Here is a 26,228-nt window from a genome sequence, read left to right as displayed (position 1 = left end):
GGCTGGAGCACTGAGGCGCTAGAGTGCCCCGACAGGATCGATCCGAACGTGGACAGGTTCGGAGGTCCGCCTGGCCGAGAGCGAAACCCGGCGCGCCCGTAACGCGCCGACGACCTCTGCGGCATCGCGGTACCGGAAGAACACCAGAGTACGGTGCGAGCCCGCCGCTGACTGTTGGCCCGGTTCCTCCGGGCCTGCCGGACCCGCTGCGGCGCGCACTGCCGTTGGACCGACAACCCTGCACGATGGCGGCAGGTCCACTCCTTCAAGGAAGGCCGCCAGTGACTCCAGGGAACCGGTCAGCGCTGCGTATCGCACGGCCGGCGGCAGCCCCAGTTCAGTGCGCAGTTCGAGCTCACGCGCCGCAGCACCGGCAGGATCCCAACGGACCAGGTGGCCGGCAGCGACGTCGTCATCCGCGGTGACAACCACCACACCGCCTGCCGAGGCAGGACGGGCGAGCACCGCAGCGTTGAACCAGCGCTGGAGGGTACTCTCCAGCGCACGCAGGGACTCCCTGCCCAGAAGCGCGTTCCCGTCCAACAGGACCACGGCGGCGTAGCCCGAAGCCGCCACAGGTTCGGCACCCGGGGTTGCCACCACCACTCGGGGCGAATCATCCACCGCATCGAGAATATGATCGCCGGACGAGGAAACGACGACGGCGCCGGGGAACGCCCGGCCCAGTTCCTCGGCGGTGCGCGCAGCGCCGCTGACGGTGGAGCGGAGCCGGCCGCCCGAACATGTTGGGCAACGCCAGGCGTGATCAGGCCGTCCACACCAGCGGCACGCGACAACCGAGCCCCGGCCGGACTGCGCCAGGGGACCGGCGCAGCGCTGACAGCGGGCGGGTTCCCGGCAGTCCTGGCAGGCCAGGGCAGGTGAGAATCCCGTGCGCGCAACCTGGATCAGGACAGGCCCGCGCTGCAGCCCATCCCTGGCGGCGCGCCAGGCCACCGGAGGAATCCGGACCTGGTGCGTCAGCGGTTCGCGGTCGGTGTGAAAAGTATCGGCCGAGTGAAGGACCCGCGGAGCGAGCCGACGCACGGCCGGACGATCAGCGGTAAGGGACTGTGCCCAGCCGCTGTCGATCAGCCGCTGGGCCTCGACGCTTCGGGAGGCTGAAGCAATCAGCAGTCCGCAACCTTGCAGTTCACTGCGCAGCAGCAGCACCTCGCGGGCGTGCTGGTAAGGGGCGCGTGGTTCACTGTGTGACTCATCATTGTCGTCCCAGAGGCACACGAGCCCCAGGTTCCGCACAGGTGCATAGGCGGCGGACCGCGTACCCACCGCCACTCTGACCTGTCCATGCAGGAGTTTGAGGAAGTTGCGGTACCGGGGGGTGGGGCCGTCTTCGGCGGTAAGCCGGACGAACTCATCCGCACCGATGCGCGCACGAAGTGCCTCTTCAACACGGCCGAGGTCCCGCTGGTCAGGAACAACGACGACGGCGCCACGCCCCGCCGCCCAAACTGCATGTACCGCTTCGGCCAGTTCCACCGGCCACCCGGCCGGCCCGTAGCCTCCGAGTGTCGTCAGTACCGCGCGCGGACTCTCACCTTCGGTCAATCGTGCCAGGAACAACGTGCCGTTGACGTACCGGTCGTACACAGAGGGCTGACCGGCCTGTGCGGGCACATCGGGGGGAACCGTCCCGTCAACTGTGAACTCCTTCTCCACGCGGGCCACCCGCGGAGGCACTGCTGATCGAAGGACATCGCTGACGGAGCCGGCGTAACGGGCCGCCACGGCGGCTGCAAGTGCCAGGATTTCAGGGGTCGCCACCGGATGCGCAGACACCACCCTGGCCAGCGGCAGCAAACGTGCCGGGCTGTCGGAGACGGCAAGCCGTTCGATGATGAACGCCGCATGCTCCCGCCCGGCGAAGCGGACTTTGACCCGGGCGCCAGGGACGGCGGCGTCGTCGTCCAACGCCGGAACCAGGTAATCAAACGGACGGTCAAGATGCGGCAGTGGTGAATCGATCAGGACCCGGGCGACTGGCAACTCGGCTGCGACCGGGGACGTACCGCGCGGAGCCGCCGGTGCGCTGAAGCCCTGCAGCAGCGAAAGCTGCCGTCCATCGTCGGAACTCATCGGTTCGAAGGTAATACCTGCCTACGCGTTGAAGTAGCTCTTGAGCTCGTCGGTGCGGTCCGTGAGTTCCCAGTTGAACCCCTCGCCCTCGCGGCCGAAATGCCCGTGCGCGGCGGTCTTTTGGTAGATGGGCCTGAGCAGGTCAAGAGAATTGATGATCGCCAGGGGGCGGAGGTCAAAAATCTCGTTGATAGCCGAGCCGATTGCAGCCGGATCGACCTGCTCGGTTCCGAAGGTCTCCACGTAAATGCCGACCGGCTGCGCCATGCCGATTGCGTACGCGATCTGGATCTCCGCGCGGCGGGCAAGCCCGGCAGCCACCACATTCTTGGCGACCCAGCGCATGGCGTAAGCGGCCGATCGGTCAACCTTTGACGGATCCTTGCCGCTGAACGCACCGCCGCCGTGACGGGCCATTCCACCGTAGGTGTCCACAATGATCTTACGTCCGGTCAGTCCTGCGTCTCCGACCGGCCCGCCGATGACGAATTCACCGCCCGGGTTGAGGATATGGCGGACGTTTGAAACGTCGAGCTGGGACGTTGCCAGGACTGGGTTGATCACGTGCTCCACGAGGTCAACCCGCAGGGTTCCAAGGTCGACTCCCTGGGCGTGCTGAGAAGAAATGACCACCGAGTCGACGCTGACCGGCCTGTCGCCGTCGTAACCGATTGTGACCTGTGTCTTGCCGTCCGGGCGCAGGTAGGACAGCGTGCCGTTCTTCCGGACATCGGTGAGCTGCTCGGACAAGCGGTGGGCCAGCCAGATGGGCGTCGGCATCAGGACGGGCGTCTCGTCGCTGGCGTACCCGAACATGATCCCCTGGTCCCCTGCACCCTGGGCATCATAGGGGTCGGTGCTGGTGCCCTCCCGTGTTTCGAGCGACCTGAACACGCCTGAGGCGATCTCGGGAGACTGCTGACCAATGGAAACGGACACACCGCAGCGCGCTCCGTCGAAGCCATTCGCTGATGAGTCGTAGCCGATTCCCAGGATGGTCTTGCGCACGATCTCCGGGATTTCGACGTACGCTTCGGTGGTCACCTCGCCGGCCACGTGGACCAGGCCCGTGGTCACAAGGGTTTCCACCGCTACACGGGACCGTGGGTCCGCCGCCAGCAGCGCATCCAGAATGCCGTCGCTGATCTGGTCACAGATCTTGTCGGGATGGCCCTCAGTCACCGATTCCGAGGTGAACAATCGCAAGGGATGGCTAGGCGTATGGGGTGAATTCACGTGATCACTCTACTTGGTCGGATGAGGTCCCCAGCATGGCAGCAACCCGCGCAAGGATGACGGCTGCAACGCTGGTCTTGCTCCCGCTCACGGTCTCCGGCTCCGCGCCGCCCGCGTCCAAAATAGTCACCTCAGTGGAATCCTGACCAAAGACCAGTGAGCGACCCACCCTGTTCAGTATCAGCAGGTCGCAGCCCTTGCGCTGCAGTTTCTGCTGTCCGTGCGCAAGAGGTGTGGCGTCGTCGTCGCCCGTTTCGGCAGCGAATCCGACAATCACCGCAGGAGATTCCAGCTCTGCGCGCTGCTGCACCACTTCCACGAGGATGTCCGGGTTACGAATCAGCGTGATCACAGGGTTCTCACCGTCGTCGCGCTTTTTGACCTTCGTATCCGAGACGGTGTCCGGTCGGAAATCAGCAACGGCCGCAGCCATGATCAAGGCATCCGACCGCTGCGCCAGCTTGAGCGTGACTTCCCGCAGCTCTTCGGCGGTTTCCACGACCGTGAGCTGCGCACCGGGCGGAGGCTGCACTTCCAGATGGGCCGCAATGAACTGCACGGTAGCGCCCGCCTGAAGAGCGGCCGCGGCAAGCGCCACCCCTTGCTTCCCGGAGGACCGGTTACCAAGGAAACGCACCGGATCGAGCGGTTCGCGGGTGCCGCCTGCGGTGATGGTGACCGTGCGGCCGGCCAGCGGACGTGCTGCCCCGGCCGGCGTGCCCGAAGCTGCCCCCAGCGCGGCAGCGAAAATGTCGTCAGGCTCCGGGAGCCGCCCCGGTCCGCTGTCCGCGCCCGTCAGGCGGCCTACCGCCGGCTCCAGAACGACGGCGCCACGGGCCCTCAGCGTCGCAACGTTCGCGGCGGTAGCCGGATGCTGCCACATTTCGGTGTGCATGGCCGGCGCGTACACAACCGGTGCCCGGGTCACCAACAAGGTTCCCGTGAGGAGGTCATCCGCCATTCCGGCGGCTGCGCGGGCGAGCAGGTCGGCGGTCGCAGGAGCGACGACCACGAGATCCGCCTCCTGGCCTAACCGCACATGGCGGACCTGGTCGACGGCGTCGAACACATCGTTGCTGACCCGGTTCCCCGACAGCGCCTCCCAGGTGGCCGTGCCCACAAAGCGCTGCGCTGCATCGGTGGGAATGACCGTCACCTCATGGCCGGCTTCAGTGAACAAACGCAGAAGGGACGCCACCTTGTAGGCGGCGATCCCTCCTCCAACTCCCAGGACGATACGCACGTCGAGTCTTCGCGCTGACCGGCGGAGCGCTTACTCCGACGCTTCCGCCGGTGCAGCTACGAGCATTCCCTCATTGATCTCGCGCAGGGCGATCGACAGGGGCTTCTCATTCAGCTTGGTCTCGACAAGCGGCCCGACGTACTCGAACAGGCCCTCGTGCAGCTGCGAGTAGTAGGCGTTGATCTGGCGGGCACGCTTGGCACCGTAAATCACCAGGGCGTACTTCGAATCCGACGCCTCGAGCAGGGAGTCGATCGGCGGGTTGATGATGCCTTCGGGCTGAGTAGACACAAAATCTCCAATAGTCGCTGGGCCGTAAAAGCCACTGCGCGTTGCGTTTTACTGCGAGTGCGCGGTGAGGCCCATCAATGAAACAAGCTCATCTGCTGCGCGCTGAACATCGTCATTAATCACGGTGTGATCAAATTCCGGTTCGGCAGCAAGTTCCAGTTTAGCGGTTACCAGGCGCTGCTGTTGTTCCTCGGCGGTTTCGGTACCCCTGCCGATGAGCCGCCGGACCATTTCCTCCCAGCTTGGGGGGGCGAGGAACACGAAATTCGCTTCCGGCATACTCTCCTTCACCTGTCGCGCGCCCTGCAGGTCAATCTCGAGGAGAACCGACTTTCCGGCCTCCATCGCTGAATTGACCGTGCGTCTCAGGGTGCCATAGCGGTTCCGCCCGTGCACAACAGCCCACTCCAGCATCTGGCCCGTTTCCACCAGGGAGTCGAACTCTTCCGGCGACACGAAGTGATAATGAACTCCCTCCACCTCACCCGGACGGGGAGCGCGGGTTGTCGCCGAGACGGAGAGTTCCACCTCCGGGTAATTGTCACGGATGTAGGTCGAGACAGTCCCTTTGCCCACAGCCGTTGGGCCCGCAAGCACGGTCAGCCGCGGCTGATTCACGAATACTTCTTTCTCTAGTGGCGGTTGTTCGCCGGGTGGTTCGTCAAATGTTCAACGAGGGCCTTGCGCTGGTGGATTCCCAGCCCGCGAACCCTGCGGGTAGCTGCGATTCCCACTGCGTCCATGATGCCCGCGGCCCGCTTCTCCCCCACACCGGGCAAGGCCTTGAGTAAATCAAGAACCCGAAGCCTGCCGATCGCTTCTTCATGCGTAGAGCCGTTGATGACCTCATCGACCGTCACTTCTCCCGACTTCAGCCGGGACTTCAGCTCCGCCCGGACGGCCCGGGCCGCAGTTGCTTTTTCCCGCGCCAGTGTTCGTTCGCTATCGGTGAGAGGTTTCAGGCTCACTCGGGCTCCCTAGGCAGTTGAAACCGTCGGCCAAGCACCGGCAGTGACGGGTCTGGAGTTTGGGCTTGCACTGAACCTATCTGCTCGGCTGACTGAAAATCAATCCGTTCCGGGCTCAGCGACCCCGGACAGGTCCACCGCGCTTTGCGCCGTGGCGACCGCCTGGCGAAGTCGTGCCGCGTCGGGACCGGAGCTAAGGATCTCCCTGCTCGAGTTGGGCAGGATCACTCCGGAGGCGCCCGCGAAGGTTTCCAGAAGCTCCTGGCGCCCGGCACCCTGCGCCCCCACGCCGGGAGCGAGAATCGGCCCGTTCAGCGTGCCCAGGTCGAGCCCAAGCCGACGCACCGCTGCCCCTGCGGTCGCGCCGATCACCAGACCCACCGAACCCGGGGTGCCGCCTTCGTTCTCTGCAGCCGCTGCCTGGACTATGCGGCGCGCAACCGAGTCCTCGCCGCCCACATGCTGCACGGAAGCGCCCTCCGGGTTGGAGGTGAGGGCCAGGACAAAGACTCCGCGACCCGTCTCACTGGCCGCGGTCAAGGCCGGGCGAAGCGACTCGAACCCCAGGTACGGGCTCAGGGTGAGGGCGTCCGCTGCCAGTGCGGACCCGTCTCGGAGCCAGGCATCGGCATAGCCGGCCATGGTTGATCCGATGTCCCCGCGCTTGGCGTCTGCGATTGTCAGCACCCCGGCCGCGGTGCTGTGCTTCAGCAGCCGCTCGAGGACGGCCATTCCGCGGGAACCGTGCCTCTCGAACAGGGCAACCTGCGGCTTCACGACCGCCACACTTCCCGCGACCGCCTCCAACACCGTCTCCGAAAAAGTGTCCAGCCCGGCGGGGGTATCGGGAAGGCCCCACGCCGCCAGCAGTGAGGGGTGCGGATCGATTCCGACGCACAGGCTTCCGAAACGCCCGACGGCGGCCGCCAGCCGCGATCCGAACGTCACCTTATGCTCCGGCCGGGTCCGGAACGGTCTCGCCCCGGATAGCCCGTGCGTGGTCCTGCAGGCTTGTGACCGACCACTCGTAGGTGCGCAGCGCCTCGATTGCCTGCACCGCCGCGTTGAACTCAGCGACGGTGGTGATGCACGGAATGCCGATCGAGGTTGCGGCAGCGCGCAGCTGGTACCCGTCGCTGCGAGCCTCCCCGCCTGAGGGCGTGTTGAAGACCATATCGATTTCACCGGCGACCACCAGGTCCGCAATGGTTCCCTCGCCCTCTGCACTGCTGCCTTCGGCGACTTTCCGGACAGGAGTGGCCTGAATGCCATTGCGGCGCAGCACATCGGCAGTGCCGCCGGTGGAGACGATCTCGAAGCCGAGATCCGAGAGTCGCTTGACACCCATGATGATCGAACGCTTGTCCCGGTTGGCCACGGAGACGAACACTTTGCCCTGGGTGGGCAGGGCGTTGTTGGCAGCGGCCTGGCTCTTGGCGAAGGCGGTATCGAAATGCTTGTCAATACCCATGACCTCACCGGTCGAACGCATCTCAGGACCCAGCAGCGAGTCAACCACTGTGCCCTCCGGCGTGCGGAAGCGGCTGAACGGAAGCACCGCCTCCTTCACGGACACCGGCGCGGATAGCGGCAGCTGTGAGCCGTCACCGTTTTCAGGCAGGATTTTATAGGCAGTCCTCAGCTGGTGGATGGTGACACCGGTGCCGATGAGCGCGGCGGCCTTCGCCATCTGGACACCCGTGGCCTTCGAGACGAACGGGACGGTACGCGAGGCGCGCGGGTTGGCTTCGAGCACGTACAGCACATCTGTTGCAAGCGCGAACTGGATGTTGATGAGACCGCGGACGCCGACGCCCTCGGCAATGGCGCGGGTTGCTTTCCGGACCCGATCCAGCACATCGGTACCCAGAGTGATCGGGGGCAGCACGCACGCGGAGTCTCCGGAGTGGATGCCGGCTTCCTCGATGTGCTCCATAATGCCGCCGAGGTACAGGTCCTTGCCGTCGTACAGCGCATCGACGTCGATCTCGACGGCATCCTCGAGGAACCGGTCAATCAGGACCGGATGGTCCGCAGTGATTTCTGTCGCGTTGGAGATATAGCGGGACAGGTTCGGCTCGTCATACACGATCTCCATGCCGCGTCCACCCAGCACGTACGACGGCCGGACCAGGACCGGATAGCCGATCTCGTCGGCAATGGCCCGGGCATCCTCAAAGGAGACTGCCGTACCGTTCTTCGGGGCTATCAGTCCGGCCTCGGCCAGGACCCGCGCAAACTCACCCCGGTGCTCAGCCAGGTCGATGGCCTCAGGCGACGTGCCGAGGATCGGGATGCCGGCATCGGCCAGCGCCTGGGCAAGCTTCAACGGCGTTTGGCCGCCTAGCTGCACAAAGACACCCATGACCCCGCCGGTCCGTTCCTCAGCGGCAATCACTTCGAGGACATCCTCCAGCGTGAGCGGCTCGAAGTAGAGTCGGGTGGAGACGTCGTAGTCCGTGGAAACGGTCTCCGGATTGCAGTTGACCATCACCGTCTCATAGCCGGCCTTGCGCAGCGCCATGGTCGCGTGGACGCACGAGTAGTCGAATTCGATGCCCTGTCCGATGCGGTTCGGGCCGGAGCCCAGGATGATGATGGACGGCTTGGCGTGCAGGCCCACCTCGTCCTCTTCGTCGTAGGACGAATAGTGGTACGGCGTGTACGCCGCGAATTCGGCTGCGCAGGTATCTACAGTCTTGAAGACCGGCCGGATGTCGAGCGCATGACGTACGCCCCGCACCACTGCCTCCGGCGTATGCGTGAGGAGGCCAATCTGCTCGTCGGAGAAGCCGTGCCGCTTCGCCAGTCGCAGCGTGTCAGGCTTGATCCCTTCCTGGCGGACGGTCGCAGCCACCTCGTTGAGGAGGACGAGCTGGTCCAGGAACCACGGATCGATACCGGTGGCCTCATAGAGGTCTTCAATGCTCGCTCCTCCGAGGAGTGCCCGCTGCACCTGGGAGAGACGCTCCGTCGTCGGGCGCCTTGCCGCCTCGATCAGTTCGGGGACGTCGAATTCGCTGACCGGATCAAAGGTCAGCTGTGAGCCCTTTTGTTCCAGGGAGCGCAGCGCCTTCTGCAGCGCTTCGGTGAAATTTCGGCCCATCGCCATCGCCTCGCCGACGGACTTCATGGTGGTGGTCAGCGTGTTATCTGCGGCGGGGAACTTCTCGAACGCGAACCGGGGAACCTTGACCACAACGTAGTCCAGTGTCGGCTCGAAGGACGCCGGTGTCTTGCGCGTGATGTCATTCGGGATTTCGTCGAGCGTGTACCCGAGGGAGAGCTTCGTGGCGATCTTCGCGATGGCGAATCCGGTGGCCTTCGAGGCCAGGGCCGAGGACCGCGAGACGCGTGGATTCATCTCGATAACCACGACGCGACCGGTACCTGGCTCAACCGCGAACTGGATGTTGCAACCGCCCGTGTCCACGCCCACTTCACGGATGACCGCGATCGAGATGTCCCGCAGGCGCTGGTACTCACGGTCGGTGAGTGTCAGGGCCGGCGCCACGGTAATGGAGTCGCCGGTATGGACCCCGACCGGGTCGAAATTCTCGATGGAACAGACGACGACGACGTTGTCCTTCTTGTCGCGCATCATTTCCAGCTCGTATTCCTTCCACCCGAGGATGCTCTCCTCAAGCAGTACCTCGCTGGTAGGGCTGTACTGCAGGCCCTGACCCACAATGCGCCGCAGGTCCTGCTCGGTGTAGGCAAGGCCGGAACCGAGACCACCCATGGTGAAGGAAGGGCGGACCACCATCGGGTATCCGAGATCCTCCGCAGCAACGAAAGCTTCCTCCAGGGAGTGAATAATGGCGGACCGGGCCGATTCCGCGCCGCAACGCTCCACGACGCCCTTGAACTTCTCGCGGTCCTCGCCGAGCTCGATCGCAGCGATGTTCGCGCCGATGAGTTCCACACCGTATTTCTCGAGTACGCCGTTCTTGTCCAGGGCGATCGCCGTGTTGAGCGCGGTCTGGCCGCCCAGCGTGGGAAGGATCGCGTCCGGACGTTCCTTCGCGATGATCTTCTCGACCACTTCCGGCGTAATCGGCTCAACGTAGGTTGCGTCGGCGAACTCCGGATCGGTCATGATCGTTGCCGGGTTGGAGTTGACCAGGATGACCCTCAGGCCTTCCTCCTTCAACACGCGGAGCGCCTGGGTGCCTGAATAGTCGAACTCGGCCGCCTGGCCGATGACGATGGGCCCCGATCCGATGACCAGGACGGAGGTGAGATCGGTTCTGCGGGGCATCTAGATTTCTTCCTGCGCGGGGGTGGGAGCTTTGGAGACTTCGGAGGCATCAAGCTTGCCGGAGCCGTCGCCGGAGCGGGCAGCTTCGGCCATGAAGTCGATGAACCTGTCAAACAGGTACGCGGAATCATGCGGGCCGGCAGCCGCTTCCGGGTGGTACTGCACCGAGAACGCCGGCAGATCCAGGCACGCGAGGCCCTCGACGACGTCGTCATTGAGGCACACATGGCTCACCTCGACGCGGCCGAAGCGTTCCTCAGGGGCGGTAACCGGTCCCTCGAGTGGTGCGTCCACCGCGAACCCGTGGTTCTGGCTGGTGATCTCTACCTTGCCCGTACGCCGGTCGAGTACGGGCTGATTGATCCCCCGGTGCCCGTAACGCAGCTTGTACGTGCCGAAACCGAGTGCCCGGCCAAGGATCTGGTTGCCGAAACAGATTCCGAAGAACGGCATCCGCGCGTCGAGAACGTGGCGCAGTAGCGAAACCTGGGCGTCCGCGGTTGACGGATCCCCCGGCCCGTTTGACATGAAGACCCCATCGGCACCGACGGCCACGACGGCGTCGTAGGTTGAATCTGCAGGCAGCACCACTGTGCGCACACCGCGCTGGGCAAAGTGCTTCGGTGTCATGGCTTTGATCCCGAGGTCCAGGGCCGCAACCGTGAACCGTGGCTCGCCGTCCCAACCGTGGTCGGAGGGCTCCACAACGTAGCGTGCGGTGGCGCTCACTTCCTCCGCGAGCCGGAACCCCTCCATGCTGCGCTGGCCTTTCACCTCGGCGAGGAGCTCAGCATCACTGCGTGCGGCGTCCGGTCCGGAGAAGATGCCGGCCTTCATAGCGCCGCGCTCGCGCAGGTGGCGGGTGATGGCACGGGTATCCACACCCTGAATACCGACGACGCCCTGTTCGGTCAGCTCGTCATCGAGGCTTTTCTCGGACCGCCAGTTGGAGGGGCGCCTCGCCGGGTCACGCACAACGTAGCCGGCCACCCAGATCCGCCGGGACTCGGCGTCGTCCCGGTTCACCCCGGTGTTGCCGATGTGCGGTGCCGTCTGCACTACGAGCTGCCGCGCGTAGGAGGGATCCGTGATGGTCTCCTGATACCCGGTCATGCCGGTAGCGAAGACTGCCTCGCCCAGAGCCGTTCCGGGCGCTCCGTAACTGAGTCCACGAAAGGAACGTCCGTCCTCCAGAATCAGAACCGCCTCTGCACCGGCGCCTGCTACTCCCGCGTGTGTTGTCACTGTATTTCCTTGCTCGTGGGGTTGGTGAGGGGGTCAGCGTCCTCAATCAGTGCGCTGATTGCGGCCAGAAGCTGAGTCTTGTCCGCGGAATACCGGGTTCGGAAGCCGGTATCAAAGGTCTGGGAATCCAGGGTCCATGACACAACCACCAAACCGTCCTTTTCAACGAATTTTCCGGCCATGCCGCGCTCGAGCCGAACGTCTGAAAGATTTTCCTTGGCGATGTACACCTCGCTATCACCGGTGCGGTCAAACAGGAGACCGTGCGCATACACGGCTGCGGTCGCTGTTGCCTTATTGCCCAAACCATGGGCTGTGACGCGGTCAAGCCAGTCACCGCCGGTGGTGGTGACCACGTATTGCCCTTCCGCAGCATAGAGCGGTGTCCCGGGATTGCCGGGAAGACCGGCAGGAGCCTGCAGCCCCTGCTGGCGCAGCTGGCGATTGCGCCAGCCAAGGGCCATCAGTCCCACCACCAGCACGATCGCAATCAGTGAGATGACGACCGCGGTTGTTGCTACGTCCACGCTTCATTCCCCTTGTGCATCGGGATGCGGTGTGTTGAGCCGCCCTTCGAGCACGGTCGGATGCCCCGCGAAGAAGGTTGCGACGACGGCGCCTGGCAACTCAAGGCCGGCGAAGGGACTGTTACGGCCCTTGGTAGCCATCTTATGGGGATCGACCGTCCACCGGGCTGCTGGATCCACCAGTGTGAGATTTGCCATCTCGCCAACCTCCAGCGGTCTTCCCTGCGTCTCCACCCTGCCGATGCGCGCAGGGAGAATGGACGTCGCATCGGCAAAACGCGACCAATCCATGAGTCCGGTCTCGATCATGCTGTGCTGCACGACGGACAGAGCAGTTTCCAGGCCCGTCATGCCCATTGCGGCCTGCGCCCATTCGCACTCCTTGTGTTCGGAGGGGTGCGGCGCGTGATCAGTGCCGACGACGTCGATGGTTCCGTCAGCCAGCGCCTCGCGGAGAGCCGTGACGTCGTCGTCCGTGCGCAGCGGCGGGTTCACCTTGTAGACGGGATCCCAGGAACGGACAAGTTCGTCGGTCAGCAGCAGGTGGTGCGGCGTGACTTCTGCGGTCACCTTCACGCCGCGCTGTTTCGCCCATCGGATGATGTCAACCGACCCGGCAGTTGAAACATGGTAGACGTGGAGCCGTGAACCAACGTGCTGCGCCAGCAGGACGTCACGCGCAATAATGCTTTCCTCGGCAACCGCCGGCCAACCCGCCAGCCCGAGGACTGCAGAGACGGCGCCCTCATTCATCTGCGCGCCCTCAGTGAGCCTCGGCTCCTGCGCGTGCTGGGCGACTACGCCGTCGAACGCCTTCACGTATTCCAGTGCGCGCCGCATCAGCACCGGATCTGACACACAGATGCCGTCGTCGGAAAATACCCTGACCCTGGCACGCGACTCCGCCATCGCGCCGAGCTCCGCGAGCCTCTCCCCGGCAAGCCCGACTGTGACAGCACCAACCGGACGTACGTCTACCCAGCCGGCGCGCCTCCCAAGTGCATGAACCTGCTCAACCACGCCAGCGGTGTCTGCCACGGGCATGCTGTTGGCCATCGCGTGCACGGCTGTATAGCCCCCCAGCGCAGCTGCCCGGGTACCGGACTCCACTGTCTCCGCATCTTCGCGTCCCGGTTCCCGAAGGTGTGTGTGGATATCCACCATTCCGGGTAGCAGGATCAACCCGTCGGCATCAAGAACGACGGCGCCGGCAGCTGAAAGGGATCGCCCTCGGTCAGCTATGCGTCCATCTGAAACCAGTACGTCCACACCGGCCTCCCCCGTGGCGATGGTGGCGCCCTTGATCAGGTAGCTGGTACTCATACTGTTATTGCCTCCTGGGCGGGTGTGGGCTGCGCGGAATCATCGCCCGACAGCAGCAGGTAGAGAACGGCCATCCGGACGGATACGCCGTTGCGCACCTGGGCAAGCACGGTTGAACGGGGAGAATCAGCCGCAGCTGAGGAAATCTCGAGGCCCCGGTTCATGGGGCCCGGATGCATGATGATGGTGTCCTTGCCGGCGGAGGCCTCCAGCGCTGCCAGCCGCTCATCGTCGAAGCCCCAGGTGCGGGCGTATTCACGGGTCGAGGGGAAGAAGGCAGCGTTCATCCGCTCGCCTTGAACCCGGAGCATCATGACCGCGTGCGGACCGGTCGCCAGTACCTCGTCAAGGTCGAAGCTGACCCTGCAGGGCCAGGTATCGATACCGACGGGCAGCAGGGTCGGAGGCGCCACGAGGGTCACCTCCGCACCGAGGGTGGTGAGCAGCCAGAGGTTGGAGCGGGCTACCCGCGAGTGCAGAACGTCACCCACAATCGCGATCCGCAGCCCCCGCAGGTCTTCACCGAGGGATGGGCGTCCGGCGATCTTCGACCAGTGCCTGCGGAGTGTGAAGGCATCGAGCAGCGCCTGGGTGGGATGCTCGTGGGTTCCATCGCCCGCATTGATCACGGCGGCGTCGATCCAGTCCGAGGCAGCAAGCCGGGCGGGAGCCCCGGATGCCCAGTGCCTGATGACCACGGCATCGGCACTCATCGCCTCAAGGGTCTGCGCCGTGTCCTTGAGTGACTCGCCCTTGGAAACCGAGGAGCCCTTCGCAGCGAAGTTGATCACATCAGCGGACAGCCGCTTCGCTGCGGCTTCGAAAGAGATACGGGTCCGTGTCGAGTCCTCGAAGAAGAGATTTACGACGGTCCGTCCACGTAGCGCCGGCAGCTTCTTCACTTCCCGCTCACCGACAACCGCCATTTCTTCGGCGGTGTCGAGGATCCGGATAGCTTCCGTTCCCGTCAGGTTCTCGGTCGACAGGAGGTGCTTCATGCCGGTCCTTCAATGACTACTTCGTCGACGGAATCGATTTCGCTGATCCGCACACGAACTTTTTCTGCGGAGGAGGTGGGAAGGTTCTTTCCAACGTGATCCGCTCGAATGGGGAGCTCGCGGTGCCCGCGGTCCACCAGAACGGCCAGACGGACAATTCGGGGTCTTCCGACGTCGACGATTGCGTCAAGCGCTGCCCGGATCGTGCGGCCGGAGTAGAGCACGTCATCCACCAGCACGACAACCTTGTCGTCGATGCCGGAAGGCGGAAGCTTTGTGGGACCGGGCGGGCGGGTGGGGTGCTTGCGGAGGTCGTCACGAAACATCGTGACATCGAGGCGTCCGACCATGCGCTCGGGGTTCACGGTGGGATCGGTGCGCGCGATCTTGCGGGCGAGCCTTTGCGCGATGGGAAAACCGCGGCGGGGAATGCCCAGCAGTACGAGGTCTTCTGCGCCCTTGTTGGCTTCGAGGATTTCGTGCGCGATCCGCGTCAGGGCACGATCGATATCAGCGTCACCGAGGACCGTGCGGAACACGGAGCCTCCGGTGTGAGGGCTGGGTACACTCATGGAACGCGTCCTCCTTCTCCGCCTCACGGGACGGCCTTTAAAGGGTTGGGCTGCGCGTTCAAAACTATCACAGCCGCCCCACCGCCTATCCTGTGGGGATGAGTATGAACGCCGGGCGCCCCTACTCGGAGCCACGTCGGACGGTACAACCGGCGGCACAGCCGCCGCTGGGAATGTGGCAGCAGGTAAGTCCGGGGCCACCGATTCCGTCGCCTGCCCACCCGCCCCCCGGAATGGAATCACTTGGCAGGGAGCACTCCCGTCCGGTGCGCGCCGCCGTCGTCAATGGTTTGCTGCTCGTTTTTGCGGCCCTCATTCTTGGTGGAGTGGCGGTGCTCGTGACGGTGCAGTTGGGGGCGGCTGCACTGGTTCTGTGCGCCGCTCTTGCACTGGTGCCGCTGGCAATCTGCCTGGCCGGCATCCGCTGGGTGGACCGGTGGGACCCGGAACCGCGGGGCGCCCTGACTTTCGCTTTCCTCTGGGGAGCAGGAATGTCGGTGGCTGTCACGCTCCTGCTAGGGCCCGTCGTCACGGCGCTTTTGAGCGTAGGGCTGGAGGGAACGAGTCCCGACATCATCGGTCCTGTCTTCCAGGCTCCGCTGGTGGAAGAAGCAGCCAAGGGTCTCGGCGTACTGATTCTTGCTCTGTCCCGACGCACCCATTTTGACGGGCCGGTGGACGGGATGGTCTATGCCGGAACTGTCGCCGCGGGCTTCGCGTTCACCGAAAATATCCTCTACTTCGGATCGGCGATCACTGACCCTGCAGGGCTCGGCGGACTCATCACGGTGTTTGTGATGCGGGGACTGTTCTCACCGTTCGCCCATGTGATGTTCACCGGTGCGCTGGGAGTTGTCCTCGGGATGGTCGTCGCGAAAGGCCGTGGGAAGGGCCGGCTGCTGGGTGCGTTTGCTATCGGCCTGCTTCCCGCCATCGCCGGTCACATGCTGTGGAACGGCGGCCTGGTGGTCCTGTTCACCGACTTCTTCTCGTTCTATTTCCTGGTTCAGGTGCCGCTATTCCTCGTGGTGATCGCAGTCGTGCTTGGTTTGCGCCGCGCTGAACGGGCAGTGACATATCAGCGCCTGGCGGAGTACTCCGGTGCCGGTTGGCTCACCAATCAGGAGTTGGAAATGGTGGCGGCGCCGCGCGGTCGGTCATCGGCGATGGCGTGGGCGCGGGCCGTCGGCGCGGGTCCTGGTATGAAGCAATTCATCAACACCGGCGTCCGTCTGGCCTTTGTGCGCCAGCGTCTCCGCGCGGGCCACGCGGCCACGCATGATCCGCAACTGGAGGTCCACCTCCTACACGAACTGGAGGCGGCCCGCCGCCGGATCCTCAACGCGGCGTCAGCGCGCAGGGTCTGAGTTCCCGGCGCAGACTTCCGGTCCGGGCAGCTGGAAACTACGCCAGCAGCGTGGGTTTGAGCTGCTGGAGCCTGCCCAGCAAGCCGTTGATGAACGTGGGCGACTCATCGGTCGACAACATGGTTGCCAGCTGCACAGCCTCGCTCACAGCGACGGTGTCCGGAACATCCTCGTTGTACAGCAGTTCCCAGGTGCCGACCCTGAGAATCATACGGTCCACCGCGGGCATTCGATCAAGCGTCCACCCCTGCGAATACGTGCCGAGGAACTCATCGATCTGCGTGCCGTGGGCCATCACGCCTTCGATGATCTCCACCGAGTACCCATTGATGACGGTGTCCGTTTTCTCGCGGCGTGCCTGCAGTGCTTCCAGGGGAGAAACGGACCTCTGCTCGGCCTCGAACAGGATATCCATGGCCCTGCGCCGCGCCTTGCTCCGGGCGCTCACTCGTTGACGCGTCCCAGGTACTCACCGGAGCGGGTGTCGACCTTCACTTTGGTCCCGGTTTCCAGGAAAAGGGGCACCTGGATCTCGTACCCGGTTTCAACGGTGGCCGGCTTGGTGCCGCCGGTAGAGCGATCTCCCTGCAGCCCTCGCTCTGTGTAAGTGATTTCAAGGACCACTGACGGCGGCAGTTCGAGGTAGAGCGGCGAACCCTCGTGCATGGCGATGGTCGCCATCTGGCTTTCGAGCATGAAATTTTCCGCACTGCCCACGGTAGCGCCGGGAACGGTGATCTGGTCATAGTCCGTCGTGTCCATGAACACGAAGTCGTCGCCGTCCTTGTACAGGTACTGGTAGTCGCGGCGGTCCACGGTGGCAGTTTCGATCTTGAGCCCGGCGTTGAAGGTTTTGTCGACGACCTTGCCGGACAGGATGTTGCGGAGCTTCGTACGGACAAATGCGCCGCCCTTGCCCGGCTTCACGTGCTGGAACTCAAGCACATTCCAGAGGTTTCCCTCAAGCTTGAGAACAGTGCCGTTCTTGATGTCATTCGTGGTAGCCACGGATTCTCTTTCGTCGATTCACTGATGTTTGGCTTACGTCGCAGCAGGCGCAGTACCGGACTGTTCAGGAACTGCCCGCCAAAAGACCGAAGACCAGTCTACCCTGCCCGCGGTAACCGGATCAGGAAGCGATTTCCTGGTACGCGGCGAAGAGGAGTGATGTGTCCGGGACCTCAAGAATTCCAGGCCGGGCAACGTCATCGAGCACCACGAACCGCAGCAGATCACCCCGCGCCTTCTTGTCCCGCCGCATGCCGTCCAGGAGCGTTGCCCAGCGGTCACGCCGGTACGTCACGGGAAGGCCAAGCGTTTCCAGGATCGAGCGGTGCCTGTCTGCTGTGGCATCATCCAGGCGGCCAACCATCCGAGACAGTTCCGCTGCGAAGACGAGGCCTACCGAGACGGCGGCTCCGTGCCGCCAGGAATAGCGTTCCGCCAGTTCGATTGCGTGCGCCAGCGTGTGCCCGTAGTTCAGGAATTCGCGCCGGCCGGACTCCTTGAGGTCCTCGGAAACCACAGCAGCCTTCACAGCGATTGAACGCTCTACGAGTTCGCGTACGGCGCCGCTGGTGGGGTCCTTGACCGCTTCGGGGTCCGACTCCAGCAGCTCGAGGATTCGGGGGTCCGCAATGAATCCGCACTTCACAACCTCGGCCATGCCGGTGATCAATTCATTGGCCGGAAGTGTCTGAAGAGCGTCCAGATCGGCGAAAACTCCCGCCGGCGGATGAAAGGACCCGACCAGGTTTTTGCCCTCGGCGGTGTTGATCCCGGTCTTACCGCCAACGGCGGCGTCCACCATGCCGAGCAGGGTGGTGGGCAGGTGCACGACCTTGACCCCGCGCAGCCAGGTCGCGGCAACGAAGCCGGCGACGTCGGTGACCGCACCTCCACCGACAGCCACGATGGCATCGGACCGCGTGAAATCGTTCTGGCCGAGTACCTGCCAGCAGAATGCGGCCACCTGGATGTGCTTGCCTTCTTCGGCGTCCGGAATCTCTGCTGTGACCGCAGTGAATCCATCTCCGGCCAACTGCTCCCGAACGGTATCTCCTGTGGATCGCAGGGCGCGGGGGTGAACCACCAGGACACGCCGGACCCGCTCGCCGAGCAGCGGTGAGAGCCGGTCCAGCAGGCCATGCCCGACGACGACGTCGTAGTTCTCCGCCGCGGAACTTCCCGTGATGCGGATGGCAGTAGGTTCAGCGGTCATGGCCGTTGGTCCTTATCTTCAGTAAGAATGTGGTTTCGCAGGCGGATTTCGAGACGGTCGGCAACTGCTTCTTCGGACGCATTCCGAGTATCTATCACCGTGTCTGCCAGAGCTTCGTAGAGAGGACGGCGCTCCTGCTCAAGCCGCGCCCAGGTCTCGCCCGGGTCCTGGGCCAGCAACGGCCTGCCGGTGTCGCCGCTGAGCCGCGGCAGGACGGTCAAAAGGTCCGCGTCGAGGAAGACCACGAAAGCTGATCCAAGAAGCCGCCGCGTCCCTTCGTTGAGGACCGCTCCTCCCCCGAGGGAAATGACTGTGCCTGGTTCCGCTGCCGTGAGGACCTCAGACACGATGCCGGCCTCGAGTCGCCGGAAGCCCGGTTCGCCGACTTCAGCAAAAATGGCGGGAATCGGGCCATGGCGGTCGACGATCGCTGCGTCCGTATCGACGAATCGCCAGCCATGCCTGGAAGCGATCCGACGCCCGACGGTCGATTTTCCCGTGGCCATGAGCCCGATGAGCACCAGCGGTTTATGGGCCGCCGGATGCATCAGGGCGCAACCGAATTCAGGGACGCCGGGATACTCTCCAGGTATGAATTGACGTTGCGCTTCGTTTCCGCCACAGAATCGCCCCCGAACTTCTCCGTCACGGCTTCTGCGAGGACCAGGGCAACCATGGCTTCGGCGACTACACCCGCCGCGGGCACAGCACACACATCGGAACGCTGGTGGTGAGCCCTGGCGGCGTCACCGGTACTTACATCGATTGTCTGGAGGGCTCGCGGAACCGTTGCGATGGGTTTCATGGCTGCTCGCACGCGCAGGACATCACCGATGCTCATACCGCCCTCGATCCCGCCTGCCCTGTTGGTTGTGCGCCCGATCCGCCCGGACTGTTCCCGCACGATCTCATCATGCGCCGCCGAGCCCCGCCGCCGGGCAGTCTCGAAGCCGTCGCCCACCTCAACGCCCTTGATGGCCTGAATACCCATCAGCGCACCCGCGAGGCGGGCGTCGAGCCGGCGGTCCCAGTGGACATAGCTTCCCAGTCCGGGGGGAAGCCCGTAGGCGAGCACCTCGACCACCCCACCGAGTGTCTCCCCGTCCTTGTGGGCGGCATCCACTTCGGCCACCATTGCGGTTGAGGTTTCGCGGTCAAAGCAGCGCAGGGGATCTTCATCCAGTGCCAGGACGTCACGGGGGCCCGGCAGTTCGGATCCTTCCGGAACGGCGACGGACGCCACACCGACGGTGTGGCTGACGAGCTCGATGCCGAGGGACGACAGGAATTGGGCTGCAACGGCGCCCAACGCTACGCGAGCGGCCGTCTCCCTTGCACTGGCGCGTTCAAGCACCGGCCGCGCCTCATCGAAACCATACTTCTGCATGCCGGTGAAATCCGCGTGGCCGGGCCGGGGCCGGGTTAGAGGTGCGTTACGCGCGGATTCCTGCAGTACTCCTGCATCCACCGGATCCGCCGACATGACCTGTTCCCACTTGGGCCATTCGGTGTTTCCCACCTCGATGGCCACCGGGCCACCCTGGGTCAGTCCGTGGCGGACTCCCCCGACAATCCGCACTTCGTCCTGTTCGAATTTCATGCGGGCGCCGCGGCCATAGCCGAGCCGGCGGCGGGCCAGAGCGGACTGGATAGCCTCACTGGTGATCTCAACGCCCGCGGGCATTCCCTCGATGATTCCGACCAGAGCAGGGCCGTGGGATTCCCCGGCCGTCAACCAACGCAACATACGTCCATCCTGCCACGGCCCAAGGGCGCCGCTAGCGCCGGGGCGCCCCCACCGCGTCACACATCACATTTATGACAGCGGACTCCTCTCGAAAGGCATCCCCGGCGAAGAGTTTCACCTGCTCCACAGCCTGGTAGAGGAGCATCTCAAGGCCCGGAACAATGACGCCGCCAAGCGAGGACCACGCCCGGGCCAGGGCGCTGGGCCAAGGGTCGTAGGCCACGTCGAGAAGTACGCGAGGGTCGGAGTCAATCCGCAGTCCAGCATCGTCTCGCGCTGCTGCCGCACCCAGTGCGCCGGCAAGCTCATCCGCCCCGTGCGGCGGCAGCGTAGAGATCACCAGCGACGAGCTTCCGCAGAGCTCTGCGGCTTCGCTGAACCCGCTGAGCTTCACGGCGATACCGAGCCGCCGACCGAGTTCAGCCAGGGATTCTGCCTTCTGCGGTGATCTGGCGCAGATCTGCGCCCGCTCGACTCCCATGCGTGCCAGCGCAGCGACAGCCGCTGAGGCCGTCCCGCCGCCACCGAGCACCAGGGCCTCCTTCGGGGACCCGGCGCCGGCGTGGCGTACCGCACGGACGATCCCGTCGATGTCGGTGTTGTAGCCCATCAGACGCCGCTGTTGGCCCGTCCCAACAGCGCGCACGGTATTGATTACCCCGAGTTCAGCGACCCCTGGCCCCAGCTCATCCATAAGCGGCAGGGAAGCAGCCTTGTGAGGCATGGTGACAGACAGCCCGCGCCAGGCAGGATTCGCCCTGACCTCAGCCACCCTGTCCTTGAGCGAATCCGGCGAAGTGTCGATTGCCGTGTAACTGCAGTCAAGACCCAGGAAGGCGTAGGCAGCGCTGTGAAGGAGCGGTGATTTCGAATGCGCGATGGGTTGGCCGATGACGCCGGCCCGGTACTGGGCCGGCGTCTGATCGGGAACCACCTATTCGCACCTTCCGACATTGTCAGCGCACCACGCCTGGTACTCCGCGACATATCGTGCATGTTCGGCAAGCGTTTCCGAGAACTTGGTTTCTCCGGAGTCCAGGTTGACGGTTACCCAGTAGTAGTAGGGCACATCGGCTGGGTTGACCGCAGCCTCGATCGCTTCCGCGCTGGGTGACCCGATAGGACCGACAGGCAGTCCCTCGTTGGCGTACGTGTTGTACGGGTTCGAGGTGTCGGCCTTTTCCTCAGGCGTCAGGTTGTAGCTCTTGCGTCCAAGCCCATAGGTCACGGTCGCATCAGACTGGATCAAACCGTTTGTCTCCGTATTGTCCGGGCCCAGTCGGTTCATGATGGCGCCGGCTACCTGCGCGTAATCGGCCTGGCCGGCCTCGGCCTGGACGATGCTCGCGATAGTCAGGATGCGGTACTGCTCGGCTGGGTCGGTGACTCCTGCATCCTCAAGGGCCGCCTTGGTGTTGTCGACCATCTGTTGGATCACTTCAGTGGCGGTTACATCAAGATCGAAGCGGTACTCGCCGGGATAGAGATACCCTTCCAGGCTGGGTGACTGTTCGGGAATGCCGAACTGTGTTGGGTCCTCGGCTAACGCCTCAAATTCCTCACGCGGTATCCCCGTTGACTCGGCCAGGATGTCGAAGACCTCGTTCTGCCTCAAATCCCTGGCCACGGCAGCATAGTGCACCTTGGAATCAGCGTCTGCAAGCAGCGCTTTCGCTGCTTCCTCGGAACTCATCTGGTATTTCAACTCGTAGTCGCCGGGCTGGATCACGCGACCGTCGGCAACAGAGGAAAAAGCGTTGAGGAATTCGTCTGCGCTGGCAACGATGTCCTGCTGCTCCAGACTGTTACCGACGAGCAGCGGTCCGGCGCCGGCGTCGACTGTAAAGGTCACCGACCCTGTTCCCGGGCCCGCGTAATCAGTAACTTCCCCTACACCGAGGAGGCTCCTGAGGAACATGGCGACGGCGACCACTACTCCGACGAATCCAAGGACGACCACCAGCATGACGATGGTCCTGCGCCTCCGGCGGCGTTGGCGCGCTTTGGAGGGCCGGCGGTTGCGGCGGGACGGGAGGTCTGCTTCGAAAAACTGCTCGACTGGCTCGGGGTGCACCGGGTAATGCTCCTCGAAATGATCGTCGGGGTGCTGTTCAGCTCCGTGGTCTGCTGCCGGGAAAGGAGGATGACGATGGCTCACTGCTCCTCTTTCCTCCCACTGTAGGTTTGCGAAATGTCTGACTCCTCAGATGAGGCCGACGGCGGATCAAGACTTCGCCGCCGGTCCTGAACGACCGGCTCCCCCACATCCCGCTCAAGGTTACGTTGCATGTCGATGGCATGTTGAAGGATCTCCACGGCTGCCACCTGATCTACTACCTTACGGTGTTGACGACTGTTCAAGCCAGCCTGCCGAAGCGACCTATGGGCCGAAACGGAGGAGAGCCGCTCGTCGATCAATCGCACCGGCACGTCCATGTGGGCTTCGGAGATCATGCCGGCAAGGGTCGCCGCGTAACTGCGTGCCATGGCCGTTGAGGCGGACTCGGTCCCGCTCAGGTTGCGTGGCAGCCCAACGAATACTTCAACGGCTGCCAGCTCCACAATGTTCCTGAGAAGCAGGCGCAAGTCCCTGTTCTTCCGCGAATCCCGATTGAGAGTGCAGACGGGCGTGGCGATCAGACCGTCTCTGTCACTGGCCGCAACTCCAACGCGAACCATGCCGACGTCCACGCCGATCTTGACCCCTCGAGGGTACTCTCCGAATGCCACGATGGAAGGAGGTCCTGCTACCTGGCCGCCACGGCGGCGCGGATGGACTCCAGCGCCGACTGAACCTTAGCCGGATCGGATCCGCCGCCCTGCGCCATGTCGTCCTTGCCGCCGCCCCCGCCGCCGAGGATACCTGCAGCGGTACGCACCAGCGCACCGGCCTTCACCCCTGCTGCGCGTGCTTCCTCGTTGGTGACGACGAGGACCACCGGACGGTCCTTGCTGACTCCGGCCACAGCAACCGCAGCGGCTCCTGAGCCGAGGCGTCTCCGCAAATCGAGCGCGAGATTGCGGAGATCGTCCGCACTGCCGACGGTGCCGGCATCGTGGATGATTAAGCGCACGCCGGCAAGGTCCTGGGCGGTAGCGACGAGCGAGGCGGCGGCGTTCGACAGCTGTTCCTTCCTCAGGCGCTCCAGTTCCTTCTCGGCTGCTTTGAGCCGGTTCAGGGTTGCGCCGAGGCGCTCCGGAAGCTGCGGGGAGGGCACCTTCAACATTTCCGAGAGCTCGGTAACCAGAGCGCGCTCAGCGGCAGCGTGCCGGAAAGCGTCCATGCCGACGAGGGCCTCGACACGGCGGTTGCCGGATCCCACCGACTGGTCCCCGAGCAGTGTCAACGTACCGATCAGCGACGTTGAGTCGACGTGGGTGCCGCCGCACAATTCGCGCGACCACTCGCCATCGATTTCGACGACGCGCACCCTGTCTCCGTATGCCTCCCCGAACAGCGCCGTTGCGCCTAGTGCCTTGGCTTCATCGAGGCCCATCACCTTCGTTTCGACGGTGTGGTTGCTGCGGATAGCGAGGTTCGAGACTTCTTCGATCTCAGAGCGGGCTGCCGTGCTGATGCCCTCTCCCCAGGAGAAGTCGAACCGCAAGTAGCCGGCCTTGTTGAACGAACCGCGCTGCAGCGCGTCGGGGCCGAGGACCTGGTGGAGCGCAGCGTGGACAATATGTGTTCCCGAGTGTGCCTGTTCACCCGCATGGCGACGTTGACGGTCCACGGCTGCGGTAACAGGCGCACCCTGCGTGATTTCGCCCTCGCGGACAAGCGCACGGTGAACGTTCAATCCCTTGATTGGCCTCTGGACGTCCGTGACCTCCACGGTGAAGCCGTTCCCCGTGATCAGGCCGACATCCGCGGCCTGTCCACCGGCCTCGGCGTAGAACGGGGTCCGGTCGAGGATCAGTTCGATTTCCTCGCCCTGACGCGCGGCGGGAATTGACGCTCCGTTGCTGATGATGCCCCGCACCACAGCCTCACTGGTCAATTCGTCGTACCCGGTGAATACCGTCTCACCAGTTGTGAGCAGCTCGTTGAAAACCGTCATGTCAGCGTGCCCGGCCTTCTTGCCGCGCGCGTCAGCCTGCGCCCGCTCGCGCTGCTCGAGCATCAGTGCGCGGAACCCTTCGGCGTCGACTTTCACGCCGGCTTCCTCAGCCATTTCAAGGGTGAGATCGATGGGGAACCCGTAGGTGTCATGCAGGCTGAATGCGTCCTCGCCGGACAGGTTCCGGCCCGCGCTCTTTGACTCGCGGACGGCTTCCTCGAGGCGGGCCGTGCCGGAAGCGATGGTGCGCAGGAACGCCTTCTCTTCCGCATAGGCGATCCGGCTGATGCGTTCGAAGTCCCGCTCGACCTCCGGGTAGACACCCTTCATGGCGTCCCGGGAAACGGGCAGGAGCTCCGGCAGACACGCCTTCTCAACACCCAGCAGGCGCATCGCCCTCACCGCCCGGCGTATCAGCCGTCGAAGGACGTAGCCCCTGCCTTCATTGGACGGCGTCACACCGTCGGTGATCAGCATCAGGGCTGAACGGATGTGGTCGGCCACGACACGCATCCGCACGTCGTCCTGGTGGTGCGGGTCGTCGTCGGATTCTGCACTGGTGTACTCGCGGCCGGACAGTTCCGCAGCCTTGTCCAATACAGGGCGAACCTGATCGGTCTCGTACATGTTTTCTACGCCCTGCAGCACCATTGCCAGGCGCTCCAGGCCCAGGCCGGTGTCGATATTCTTCTTGGGCAGTTCACCCGCGATGTCGAAATCATCCTTGCTGCGCACGGCCGAGAGCCGGTACTGCATGAACACGAGGTTCCAGATTTCGATGTAACGGTCTTCGTCCGCCTCCGGTCCGCCGTCCCTGCCGTACTCCGGCCCGCGGTCGTAGAAGATTTCAGAGCACGGCCCGCCGGGGCCAGGCTGGCCGGTGTTCCAGTAGTTGTCTTTCTTCCCCATCTTCTGGATTCGTCCGGCTGGGAATCCCACTTCGTCCCGCCAGATGGCGAGGGCCTCGTCGTCGTCCTGGTACACCGTGACCCACAACCGGTCGGCAGCCAGTCCATAGCCGCCGTCTTCCACACTGCTTGTCAGCAGCTCCCACGCCATGCGTATGGCGTTCTGCTTGAAGTAGTCGCCGAAGGAGAAGTTTCCGCACATCTGAAAGAACGTGCCGTGCCTGGCGGTCTTGCCCACTTCCTCAATGTCCGCGGTACGGATGCACTTCTGGATGCTCGTCGCTCGGCTGTAGGGCGGCACCTCGCGTGCAGTCAGGTAGGGAATGAAGGGAACCATACCGGCAACAGTGAACAGCAGTGACGGGTCGCTGGACACCAGGGAGGCCGACGGCACGCGGGTGTGTCCCTGGCGTTCAAAGTAGTCGAGCCAGCGGCGGGCGATCTCTTGGGACTTCATGGGAATCCTTCGGTGTTGCGCGCGGACGGGGCGCAGCGGCGGTTTCGGGTGATTCAGGGATCAGGAACGGTGCTCGGTATCAACGCCTAGCGCAGCACGCAGATCGGTCTCGCGCTCCAGCATTCCCTGCCGGAATACGTCGGCGAAGTCGGCGACGCTGTCGGTCAGCTGCGCGACAGCACGGTTCAGTCCCTCGGGACCGACAGCCGACTTCATCGCAGATACCTTGCGTACCGCTATGACCCCGATAGCGGCACCTGCCGCGAGCCAGAAAACCCTCTTGATCATCAAGAATTCCTCGTCTGTTGTAAGTGCGTCTTGTAGGTGAGGTATCGATCAACGACTACGACGGCGGGAGGCCGGCTTCCGTCTTGAGGCGAATGCGTTGCGCACCCCGTAGGAGAACGCCGCCACCTTGATGAGCGGGGATCCCACTGTGGCTGCGACCAGCGACGACAGCGCGGAGATGTTGGCCGAGGCGTCCGACACATTTGAGGTGATCCCGTCAACGTTCTTCAACTGTTGATGGGTTGTCGACACCGTGCTGGTGACCTCATCGATGAGCGGAGTGGTGCCCTCGCTCACGGACCGGATGGCCTGGCGAAGCTCATCGAAAACCTTGCCAAGCTTCCACACCGGGATGGCAAGCAGCGCGACCAGGATCGCAAAGACTCCGGCGGCAATCAGCCCGGCGATATCTCCACCT

Annotated in this window: 25 protein-coding genes; 1 reads left to right on the top strand and 24 read right to left on the bottom strand. The window is 64.1% G+C overall.

The genetic code is table 11. From position 1 onward, the window contains the following. Positions 1-18: 18 nt before the first annotated feature. The 13 genes from ABFX19_RS10135 to pyrR all read right to left on the bottom strand — a co-directional run bounded on the left by ABFX19_RS10135 (position 19) and on the right by pyrR (position 14,761). The gene (locus tag ABFX19_RS10135; protein ID WP_346028247.1) at positions 19-2,097 is read right to left on the bottom strand and encodes a primosomal protein N'; all 2,079 of its coding nucleotides are present in this window, start codon (positions 2,095-2,097) and stop codon (positions 19-21) included. A gap of 21 nt (positions 2,098-2,118) precedes the next feature. Then, on the bottom strand, positions 2,119-3,333 hold the full coding sequence (gene metK / locus ABFX19_RS10130) for a methionine adenosyltransferase (protein ID WP_346028246.1): 1,215 nt from the start codon (positions 3,331-3,333) through the stop codon (positions 2,119-2,121). 4 nt (positions 3,334-3,337) lie between these two features. Then, entirely contained in the window at positions 3,338-4,576 is a 1,239-nt protein-coding gene (gene coaBC, locus ABFX19_RS10125) for a bifunctional phosphopantothenoylcysteine decarboxylase/phosphopantothenate--cysteine ligase CoaBC (protein ID WP_346028245.1), read from the bottom strand. Positions 4,577-4,606: 30 nt separating this feature from the next. Then, positions 4,607-4,867 (bottom strand): DNA-directed RNA polymerase subunit omega, encoded by a 261-nt coding sequence (gene rpoZ, locus ABFX19_RS10120; protein ID WP_026544007.1) that lies wholly within the window; start codon positions 4,865-4,867, stop codon positions 4,607-4,609. Positions 4,868-4,915: 48 nt separating this feature from the next. Next, complete coding sequence (gmk, locus tag ABFX19_RS10115) at positions 4,916-5,485, bottom strand: guanylate kinase (RefSeq protein ID WP_056549449.1); 570 nt, start codon at positions 5,483-5,485, stop codon at positions 4,916-4,918. 14 nt (positions 5,486-5,499) lie between these two features. After that, entirely contained in the window at positions 5,500-5,835 is a 336-nt protein-coding gene (gene mihF / locus ABFX19_RS10110; protein WP_277357319.1) for an integration host factor, actinobacterial type, read from the bottom strand. Positions 5,836-5,934: 99 nt separating this feature from the next. Beyond that, positions 5,935-6,783 carry an orotidine-5'-phosphate decarboxylase gene (pyrF, locus tag ABFX19_RS10105; protein WP_346028244.1) on the bottom strand — a complete coding sequence of 283 codons (849 nt, stop codon included), beginning with the start codon at positions 6,781-6,783 and terminating at the stop codon, positions 5,935-5,937. A gap of 1 nt (position 6,784) precedes the next feature. Continuing rightward, entirely contained in the window at positions 6,785-10,096 is a 3,312-nt protein-coding gene (gene carB / locus ABFX19_RS10100) for a carbamoyl-phosphate synthase large subunit (protein WP_346028243.1), read from the bottom strand. Beyond that, positions 10,097-11,341 carry a glutamine-hydrolyzing carbamoyl-phosphate synthase small subunit gene (carA, locus tag ABFX19_RS10095; RefSeq protein ID WP_346028242.1) on the bottom strand — a complete coding sequence of 415 codons (1,245 nt, stop codon included), beginning with the start codon at positions 11,339-11,341 and terminating at the stop codon, positions 10,097-10,099. It lies immediately after the preceding gene. After that, entirely contained in the window at positions 11,338-11,868 is a 531-nt protein-coding gene (locus tag ABFX19_RS10090) for a PH-like domain-containing protein (RefSeq protein ID WP_277357315.1), read from the bottom strand. Before ABFX19_RS10090 ends, carA begins: the two co-directional genes overlap by 4 nt. A gap of 3 nt (positions 11,869-11,871) precedes the next feature. Beyond that, positions 11,872-13,191 carry a dihydroorotase gene (locus tag ABFX19_RS10085; protein WP_346028241.1) on the bottom strand — a complete coding sequence of 440 codons (1,320 nt, stop codon included), beginning with the start codon at positions 13,189-13,191 and terminating at the stop codon, positions 11,872-11,874. Further along, complete coding sequence (locus tag ABFX19_RS10080; protein WP_277357313.1) at positions 13,188-14,189, bottom strand: aspartate carbamoyltransferase catalytic subunit; 1,002 nt, start codon at positions 14,187-14,189, stop codon at positions 13,188-13,190. Before ABFX19_RS10080 ends, ABFX19_RS10085 begins: the two co-directional genes overlap by 4 nt. Beyond that, the gene (gene pyrR, locus ABFX19_RS10075) at positions 14,186-14,761 is read right to left on the bottom strand and encodes a bifunctional pyr operon transcriptional regulator/uracil phosphoribosyltransferase PyrR (protein WP_277357312.1); all 576 of its coding nucleotides are present in this window, start codon (positions 14,759-14,761) and stop codon (positions 14,186-14,188) included. Before pyrR ends, ABFX19_RS10080 begins: the two co-directional genes overlap by 4 nt. A 98-nt stretch (positions 14,762-14,859) precedes the next feature. Here pyrR and ABFX19_RS10070 point away from each other — a divergent pair, with 98 nt between their 5' ends. Further along, entirely contained in the window at positions 14,860-16,128 is a 1,269-nt protein-coding gene (locus ABFX19_RS10070; RefSeq protein ID WP_346028240.1) for a PrsW family intramembrane metalloprotease, read from the top strand. Between the two features lie 37 nt (positions 16,129-16,165). Here ABFX19_RS10070 and nusB read toward each other — a convergent pair whose 3' ends face one another. The 11 genes from nusB to ABFX19_RS10015 form a co-directional block, all read right to left on the bottom strand. Next, a complete protein-coding gene (gene nusB, locus ABFX19_RS10065) occupies positions 16,166-16,576 on the bottom strand; it encodes a transcription antitermination factor NusB (RefSeq protein ID WP_346028239.1) in 411 nt (136 codons plus the stop codon). Then, positions 16,573-17,136, bottom strand: a complete 564-nt coding sequence (efp, locus tag ABFX19_RS10060) for an elongation factor P (RefSeq protein WP_056549427.1) — start codon at positions 17,134-17,136, stop codon at positions 16,573-16,575. The genes nusB and efp overlap by 4 nt, the downstream gene beginning before the upstream one ends. Before the next feature lie 121 nt (positions 17,137-17,257). Beyond that, positions 17,258-18,349: a 3-dehydroquinate synthase gene (gene aroB / locus ABFX19_RS10055; protein ID WP_346028238.1), complete on the bottom strand. Its 1,092-nt coding sequence runs from the start codon at positions 18,347-18,349 to the stop codon at positions 17,258-17,260. After that, entirely contained in the window at positions 18,346-18,870 is a 525-nt protein-coding gene (locus ABFX19_RS10050; RefSeq protein WP_277357309.1) for a shikimate kinase, read from the bottom strand. The genes aroB and ABFX19_RS10050 overlap by 4 nt, the downstream gene beginning before the upstream one ends. Positions 18,871-18,896: 26 nt before the next feature. Then, positions 18,897-20,096, bottom strand: a complete 1,200-nt coding sequence (gene aroC, locus ABFX19_RS10045) for a chorismate synthase (RefSeq protein ID WP_277357308.1) — start codon at positions 20,094-20,096, stop codon at positions 18,897-18,899. Between the two features lie 31 nt (positions 20,097-20,127). Continuing rightward, a complete protein-coding gene (locus ABFX19_RS10040; RefSeq protein WP_346028237.1) occupies positions 20,128-21,030 on the bottom strand; it encodes a shikimate dehydrogenase family protein in 903 nt (300 codons plus the stop codon). Continuing rightward, on the bottom strand, positions 21,031-22,254 hold the full coding sequence (mltG, locus tag ABFX19_RS10035) for an endolytic transglycosylase MltG (protein ID WP_056549416.1): 1,224 nt from the start codon (positions 22,252-22,254) through the stop codon (positions 21,031-21,033). It abuts the gene before it with no gap. Then, on the bottom strand, positions 22,251-22,826 hold the full coding sequence (gene ruvX, locus ABFX19_RS10030) for a Holliday junction resolvase RuvX (protein ID WP_346028236.1): 576 nt from the start codon (positions 22,824-22,826) through the stop codon (positions 22,251-22,253). Before ruvX ends, mltG begins: the two co-directional genes overlap by 4 nt. Positions 22,827-22,843: 17 nt before the next feature. Continuing rightward, entirely contained in the window at positions 22,844-25,522 is a 2,679-nt protein-coding gene (gene alaS, locus ABFX19_RS10025; RefSeq protein ID WP_346028235.1) for an alanine--tRNA ligase, read from the bottom strand. Between the two features lie 60 nt (positions 25,523-25,582). After that, positions 25,583-25,810 (bottom strand): hypothetical protein, encoded by a 228-nt coding sequence (locus tag ABFX19_RS10020; RefSeq protein WP_056549412.1) that lies wholly within the window; start codon positions 25,808-25,810, stop codon positions 25,583-25,585. Between the two features lie 48 nt (positions 25,811-25,858). Next, a partial coding sequence (locus ABFX19_RS10015; RefSeq protein WP_346028234.1) for a DUF948 domain-containing protein occupies positions 25,859-26,228 on the bottom strand: 370 nt, incomplete at its 5' end.

Origin of the sequence: Arthrobacter parietis, assembly GCF_039530425.1 — a bacterium.
Classification (GTDB): Bacteria; Actinomycetota; Actinomycetes; order Actinomycetales; family Micrococcaceae; genus Arthrobacter_D; species Arthrobacter_D parietis.
The sequence above is the reverse complement of the archived record's forward strand: the minus strand, read 5'-3'. Positions and strand labels throughout refer to the sequence as shown.